This window comes from Viscerimonas tarda (genome assembly GCF_054601255.1).
This window is the reverse complement of record NZ_BAAHWV010000071.1, coordinates 1-6,382: the sequence shown is the minus strand read 5'-3', so window position 1 is coordinate 6,382 and position 6,382 is coordinate 1. Positions and strand designations below refer to the sequence as shown.

Annotated in this window: 9 protein-coding genes; all 9 read left to right on the top strand. The window is 43.3% G+C overall.

Translation table 11 applies throughout. The annotated features are described in order from the left end of the window. The first annotated feature begins 206 nt into the window (after positions 1 to 206). The gene (locus tag ACYPWY_RS15445) at positions 207 to 410 is read left to right on the top strand and encodes a hypothetical protein (protein ID WP_459686441.1); all 204 of its coding nucleotides are present in this window, start codon (positions 207 to 209) and stop codon (positions 408 to 410) included. Positions 411 to 471: 61 nt separating this feature from the next. Next, positions 472 to 1,251 carry a ParA family protein gene (locus ACYPWY_RS15440; RefSeq protein ID WP_459686440.1) on the top strand — a complete coding sequence of 260 codons (780 nt, stop codon included), beginning with the start codon at positions 472 to 474 and terminating at the stop codon, positions 1,249 to 1,251. Beyond that, entirely contained in the window at positions 1,238 to 1,672 is a 435-nt protein-coding gene (locus ACYPWY_RS15435) for a DUF3408 domain-containing protein (RefSeq protein WP_459686439.1), read from the top strand. The genes ACYPWY_RS15440 and ACYPWY_RS15435 overlap by 14 nt, the downstream gene beginning before the upstream one ends. A 12-nt stretch (positions 1,673 to 1,684) precedes the next feature. Beyond that, positions 1,685 to 1,942, top strand: coding sequence for a DUF3408 domain-containing protein (locus ACYPWY_RS15430; protein WP_459686438.1), 258 nt, complete (start codon positions 1,685 to 1,687; stop codon positions 1,940 to 1,942). 11 nt (positions 1,943 to 1,953) lie between these two features. Further along, positions 1,954 to 2,649: a hypothetical protein gene (locus ACYPWY_RS15425; protein WP_459686437.1), complete on the top strand. Its 696-nt coding sequence runs from the start codon at positions 1,954 to 1,956 to the stop codon at positions 2,647 to 2,649. A gap of 156 nt (positions 2,650 to 2,805) precedes the next feature. Beyond that, positions 2,806 to 3,120, top strand: a complete 315-nt coding sequence (locus tag ACYPWY_RS15420) for a DUF4134 domain-containing protein (protein WP_459686436.1) — start codon at positions 2,806 to 2,808, stop codon at positions 3,118 to 3,120. Positions 3,121 to 3,124: 4 nt separating this feature from the next. Beyond that, positions 3,125 to 3,448 (top strand): DUF4133 domain-containing protein, encoded by a 324-nt coding sequence (locus ACYPWY_RS15415; protein WP_459686435.1) that lies wholly within the window; start codon positions 3,125 to 3,127, stop codon positions 3,446 to 3,448. Beyond that, positions 3,445 to 6,030, top strand: a complete 2,586-nt coding sequence (locus ACYPWY_RS15410; protein ID WP_459686434.1) for a TraG family conjugative transposon ATPase — start codon at positions 3,445 to 3,447, stop codon at positions 6,028 to 6,030. The genes ACYPWY_RS15415 and ACYPWY_RS15410 overlap by 4 nt, the downstream gene beginning before the upstream one ends. 20 nt (positions 6,031 to 6,050) lie before the next feature. After that, a partial coding sequence (locus tag ACYPWY_RS15405) for a DUF4141 domain-containing protein (protein ID WP_459686433.1) occupies positions 6,051 to 6,382 on the top strand: 332 nt, incomplete at its 3' end.

Genomic DNA, 6,382 nt, shown 5'->3' with positions numbered 1-6,382 from the left:
GGGGGTGGCAAACCCCTGCCACTCTCGGTGCAAACCCCTGCCACTTGTTAAAAGGCAGATAAATACACAGTTTTTTCTATATTCCTTTGCAGCCGTAAATCAGTAATTATTAATGGAAATAATGAAACGCAGATTTGCAGAAATAAGAAAATATGGATTTACGGAAACAGTGATTTGAATAAATATGAAAGTAAAGAAATACGGAAATGAGTAAGCAAGGAAATAAATCGAAAAAGAAGCAAATCAGCATTGAAGCAATGCTTTACGGACTTGCTCAAACAAGTACGTCAGTCAATATTGTCGTACTGACGCAAATCAGTATTGTTGTGCTGACTTGCTGTCGTATTGTGGTATTGAAATGCGGAAACATTTATTTATCGAAACAAAAACGCAAATCGGCAGTTCAGTAATGATTTACAGACAGTTATCAATAGTTATTTAATTATTCATTTATTTAAAACATTCAGTAAAATGAAAAAGCAAACATTATTCGTCGCCTTCTCCACCCAAAAGGGCGGAATGGGCAAAACAGCGGTAACAGTACTGACAGCAAGTTACCTGCATTATGTAAAAGGCTACCATGTAGCCGTAGTAGATTGCGATTTTCCGCAATTAAGTATCTTCCAAGAGCGCAAGCGCGACGGCGAACTGATTGTGAAGGACGGTTATTTCAAGCGGATGGCGTATGATATGTTCCGCTCGCTCGGAATAAAAGCCTATCCTGTCAGGGACAGCAAGCCCGAAACCGCTGTCGAAGATGCACAAACCCTGATGGAAAATTCCCAAAAGGAGTTTGATGTGATTTTCTTCGACCTGCCCGGAACGCTTAACAGCGGCGGCGTTATCAAAACGCTGGCGGCAATGGATTATATTTTTACGCCGATTAGCGCAGACCGCTTTGTTCTCGAAAGCACCCTGCAATACGCCACACTTTTGAATGAAAAACTTATCAGCGTGGGTAAAGGGAATATTAAAGGTTTGCGTCTGTTCTGGAATATGGTTGATGGCAGGGAAAAATCGCCTTTGTATGAGGCTTACGAAAACGCAATCGAAGAATTGGGGCTGCAAATAATGAAAACTTCGCTGCCCAACTCCGTCCGTTTCCGCAAGGAAATGTCGGGCGACAGCCACAGCATTTTCCGTTCCACGCTGTTTTCAGCCGATAAAGCCCTGCTTAAAGGCAGCAACATTGATGTCTTGGCAGATGAAATTTGTGAAATCTTAAATTTACGCGATAATGGAAAACAATAAGAGAAAAAGCAGGGTGGTGGAAGATATAGACGAAGCCGCCTTGCTGCAATCGGTTTATGAACAGAGCAATCCGCCTGCCGCTCCTGTTCCGCCCAAAGAATCGGAAAAAACAGTTGAACCTGCGCCTGAACCCGAACAGACCAAAGAGGCAAAGGAAACAAAAGAGCCTGTCCGCCGCAAGCGTGGCAGTGTGGATTACAGCAGCCTGTTTTTGCAGAAAAACGAGTTAAAGGCTCGGTCATGCGTATATATCAGTCAAAAAATCCATGCTACCGTTTCGGAAATTGTGCGGGTTATCGCCGACAAGGATGTTACAGTGGGCGGGTATATCGACAATGTGCTGTTACAGCACTTGGAAATGCACAAGGACGAAATCAACGATTTGTACAAAAAAGAACGTAAGGATTTAATTGAATTTTAAAAACAGAAAAAAATGAAAAAGGAAGAATTAGACAGGAGAACGCAAGACTATAAGTCAGCGTACATCAAGAAAACGGATGCACCGGCTGCCCGTTTAGGAAAATCACTCTATATCAGAGAGGAGCATCACAAGCGTATTTCACACATTGTACATATTGTCGGTCAAGGTAAAATTACTTTGTATGAGTATGTTGATAATGTTTTGAATGAGCATTTTAAGGAGTATCACGAGGAAATAGTCAACTCCTTTATCGACAAAAGGATTTATTAAACAGCAGCCTTATGAAACTCCTTGCACTTCTCATAATGCTCGCCGCCCTGTTTCTGCTCTACCGCATTGCCTACCCCAAGCAAGCGGACACGAAAAAGGGCAACGATACCGCACCGCCGGAAAAGCCAAAAGTTGCCAATGATGTGATGGGCAAAAGCCGCTTTGTCCTGCCCGACCGGAGCAAACCCCTGCAAACCCCTGCCACTCTTGAAGAAACGGAAACAACGAGCGAAAAACCGGTTATTTTTGCAGCCGAAACCGAAGAAAAACCGTCTGGGATTATCCCGTCCGAAGAATTGGACGAGGTTTTTGCAGACGAGCCGAATCCCGAAATTTTGAGTATCCCGCTTGACGATGATGACGAAGAAATAGATTATGAAGCCGAAGAAGAAGAAGCGGAATTGGGTCGGACTTTGGGACATGAGGCGGTCATGGCAGAGGGTATTGATTACGACAAACTGCAAACGGCAGTAAAAGCCGTAATGGAACAGCCCGAAGATGTAAGCGAAGAAACAGGCAGAACGATAGTCGAATTGGAAAATACCGATATGTTCGAGATGCTTGTTTCGGGGGACGAAGGTAAAATGAATTGGATTAAAGCGGTCGTTGAACGCAATATCCAAAAAGTAATGCCTGAAACGGAAGATGAAACTTCCGGTACAAATTACGATTACGGCGATTTTGATGTTGCCGATTATGTAGATTAAACGATTAAAAACAGTAAAAAATGAAGCAGAAAGAGTATGGTTAGCGTGCGAAAGCAGTAATAAAGGGGTCTGCGACCCCGCCACTAAAATTCAGAGTTAAACAGTATTAATCCGCCGTGGGGATTATCCCTCCCCACGGTATTTTCAAAAATCATTATGATAAAGAATAAAAACAATTTCAGATTTTTCTTTTCGGCTGTCGCCCTTCTGATGACAGCTGTGAGCGCAATGGCGCAAGGTAACGGTGCAGCCGGCATTACAGAAGCTACACAAATGGTTACCTCGTATTTTGACCCCGCGACCAAATTGATTTATGCGATTGGGGCTGTGGTCGGCTTGATTGGAGGCGTTAAGGTGTATAGCAAGTTTTCAAGCGGCGACCCCGATACCGGCAAAACAGCGGCGAGTTGGTTTGGCGCATGTATCTTCCTGATTGTGGCAGCCACTATTCTTCGTTCTTTTTTCTTATAAGAACATGGAATTTCCAATTAACAAAGGGATAGGAAAACCGGCGGAATTTCAAGGACTGAAAGCACAGTACCTTTTCATTTTCGCAGGCGGGTTGCTCGGCTTGTTTGTCGTGTTCGTAGTGATGTATATGGTGGGCGTTAATCAATGGATTTGTATTATTTTCGGCATTACCGCCGCTCTCACATTGGTTTACGGAACATTCCACCTGAACAGTAAATACGGCGAACACGGATTGATGAAGGTGCAGGCTCGAAGCAACCATCCGCGATATGTTATCAACCGCCGGAACTTTTCCCGATTATTTACCCAAAAGAAAAAGGAAGTATGAAAAATGTGATGAAAGCAGCCACACTGGAAAGCAAATTCCCGTTGCTGGCAGTAGAAAACGGCTGTATTGTTTCCAAAGATGCGGATATTACAGTAGGGTTTCGGGTGGAATTGCCTGAACTCTTTACTGTAACCGGCAGCGAATACGAGGCGATACATTCGGCTTGGGTAAAGGCGGTTAAGGTTTTACCCAATTACAGTATTGTGCATAAATCCGATTGGTTTATCAAAGAAAACTACCAGCCCGAACTGACGAACGAAGCAGGAGCAGAGGCAAGCTCGCTTGACTATGCCCTGCAAGGAGGAAGAAGACGAAGTCAAATTCAAAAGGACGATTTGAGTTTTCTTTCAAGAAGTTTTGAACGGCACTTTAATGAACGCCCTTACCTGAATCACGCCTGTTTTTTGTTCCTGACAAAAACAACCAAAGAGCGGATGCGGGCGCAAAGCAATTTCAATACGCTATGTCGCGGGTTTCTTGTTCCAAAAGAAGTGCGGGACAAGGAAACGATAACCAAATTTTTGGAGGCGGTCGGGCAATTCGAGCGTATTGTCAATGACAGCGGTTTTGTGAAGCTCACAAGATTAACAAGTGAGGAAATCGCAGGGACAGGCGGGACAAATGGGACAGCAGGACTGATTGAAAAGTATTTTTCATTGTCATTGGAAAACACTACCTGTTTGCAGGATATTTCTTTGGGTGCGGATGAAATGCGAATTGGCGACAATATTATGTGTTTGCACACGCTTTCGGATACAGAGGACTTGCCATCCAAAGTAGCAACGGACAACCGGTATGAAAAACTCTCAACGGACAGAAGCGATTGCCGTTTGTCTTTTGCCGCGCCTGTGGGCGTTTTGCTTTCGTGCAACCACATTTATAATCAATATCTGTTTATAGATGACGGCGCGGAAAATTTGAAACGCTTTGAGAAACAGGCGCGTAATATGCACTCGCTATCGCGCTATTCACGCCAAAACCAGATTAACAAGGCTTGGATTGAAGAATACCTGAACGAGGCGCACTCGTTGGGACTTACCTCTATCCGTTGCCACTGCAACGTTATGGCTTGGAGTGATAGCAAAGAAGAACTGCAAAGGATAAAAAACGATGTCGGCAGTCAGTTGGCTTTGATGGAGTGTAAACCGCGACACAATACGGTAGATACCCCCACCTTGTTTTGGGCGGGTATTCCGGGGAACGAAGCGGATTTTCCGGCAGAGGAAAGTTTTTACACTTTCATTGAGCAAGCCCTTTGTTTCTTCACAGAGGAAACAAACTATCAATCCTCGCTCTCGCCCTTTGGTATAAAAATGGTGGACAGATTAACCGGAAAGCCCCTGCATTTGGATATTTCGGATTTGCCGATGAAAAAAGGGATTATCACGAACCGGAACAAGTTTATACTTGGTCCGTCGGGTAGTGGTAAATCCTTCTTTACCAATCACATGGTAAGACAATATTACGAACAGGGGGCGCATATTGTTTTAGTAGATACAGGTAATTCGTATCAGGGACTTTGCAACCTGATTAACCGCAAAACCAACGGCGAAGATGGCGTATATTTCACTTATACAGAAGATAATCCAATAGCCTTCAATCCATTTTATACGGACGATGGAGTGTTCGATATTGAAAAAAGGGAAAGTATTAAAACGCTCATTCTCACGCTTTGGAAACGCGACAACGAGCCGCCCACACGCGCAGAAGAAGTTGCTTTGTCCAACGCTGTCAGTATGTACATTGACAAGTTGAAAAACGGCATTGCGCCCTCATTCAATACCTTTTACGAATTTGTGGGTGGCGAATACCGTGAAATTTTGCAGGAAAAGCAAGTCCGCGAAAAGGACTTTGATTTGGCAAATTTCCTCAATGTGTTAGAGCCGTATTACAAAGGCGGGGAATACGATTACCTGTTGAACTCCGAAAAGCAGTTGGATTTACTGTCTAAACGATTCATTGTCTTTGAGATAGATGCGATAAAAGACCACAAAATCCTCTTCCCGATAGTTACGATTATCATAATGGAAGTTTTCATCAATAAGATGCGCAGATTAAAGGGTATCAGGAAGTTAATCCTAATAGAGGAGGCGTGGAAGGCAATCGCGAAGGAAGGGATGGCAGAATACATAAAATATCTGTATAAAACCGTCCGTAAATTCTTCGGCGAGGCAATCGTAGTAACGCAGGAAGTCGATGATATTATCGCTTCGCCCATTGTAAAAGAGAGTATTATCAACAATGCCGACTGTAAGATTTTGTTAGACCAAAGAAAATACATGAACAAGTTCGACAGTATTCAGGCATTACTCGGATTGACCGAAAAGGAAAAATCGCAGGTGCTTTCTATCAATATGGCGAACAATCCAAGCCGCAAATATAAGGAAGTTTGGATTGGTCTTGGCGGCGTTCAATCGGCGGTTTATGCAACAGAGGTTTCGCTCGAAGAATACTATACCTACACGACCGAGGAAACCGAAAAACTGGAACTTTTCCGTTTAGCCGAAAAGTTGGACGGGAATTTGGAATTGGCTATCAAACAGTTAGCCGAAAGCAAAAGAATTGAAAATAAAAATAATTAACAATTAAAAAAACAATCAAAATGAAAAAGGTAATTTTTATTATGAGTATCGTGCTGGCAGGTTTTGCCGCACAGGTAAAGGCGCAATTTGTGGTAACAGACCCTGCAAACATTGCGACAAGTATTGTGAACTCCGCCAATCAGATTGTGCAGACTTCCTCGACAGTTTCAAATGTGATAAAAAATTTTCAGGAAGTGCAAAAATTGTACAATCAGGGCAAAGAGTATTACGACAAACTCAAAGCCATACACGATTTGGTAAAGGATGCAAAGAAAGTCCGCGATGCCATTTTGCTGGTGGGCGAAATCGGCGACATTTATGTAAACAGCTTCCAAAAGATGCTTTCCGACCC

Coding starts and splice junctions, on each gene's coding strand:
- ACYPWY_RS15445 (WP_459686441.1), top strand. CDS start 207: ATGAGTAAGCAAGGAAATAAATCGAAAAAGAAGCAAATCAGCATTGAA.
- ACYPWY_RS15440 (WP_459686440.1), top strand. CDS start 472: ATGAAAAAGCAAACATTATTCGTCGCCTTCTCCACCCAAAAGGGCGGA.
- ACYPWY_RS15435 (WP_459686439.1), top strand. CDS start 1,238: ATGGAAAACAATAAGAGAAAAAGCAGGGTGGTGGAAGATATAGACGAA.
- ACYPWY_RS15430 (WP_459686438.1), top strand. CDS start 1,685: ATGAAAAAGGAAGAATTAGACAGGAGAACGCAAGACTATAAGTCAGCG.
- ACYPWY_RS15425 (WP_459686437.1), top strand. CDS start 1,954: ATGAAACTCCTTGCACTTCTCATAATGCTCGCCGCCCTGTTTCTGCTC.
- ACYPWY_RS15420 (WP_459686436.1), top strand. CDS start 2,806: ATGATAAAGAATAAAAACAATTTCAGATTTTTCTTTTCGGCTGTCGCC.
- ACYPWY_RS15415 (WP_459686435.1), top strand. CDS start 3,125: ATGGAATTTCCAATTAACAAAGGGATAGGAAAACCGGCGGAATTTCAA.
- ACYPWY_RS15410 (WP_459686434.1), top strand. CDS start 3,445: ATGAAAAATGTGATGAAAGCAGCCACACTGGAAAGCAAATTCCCGTTG.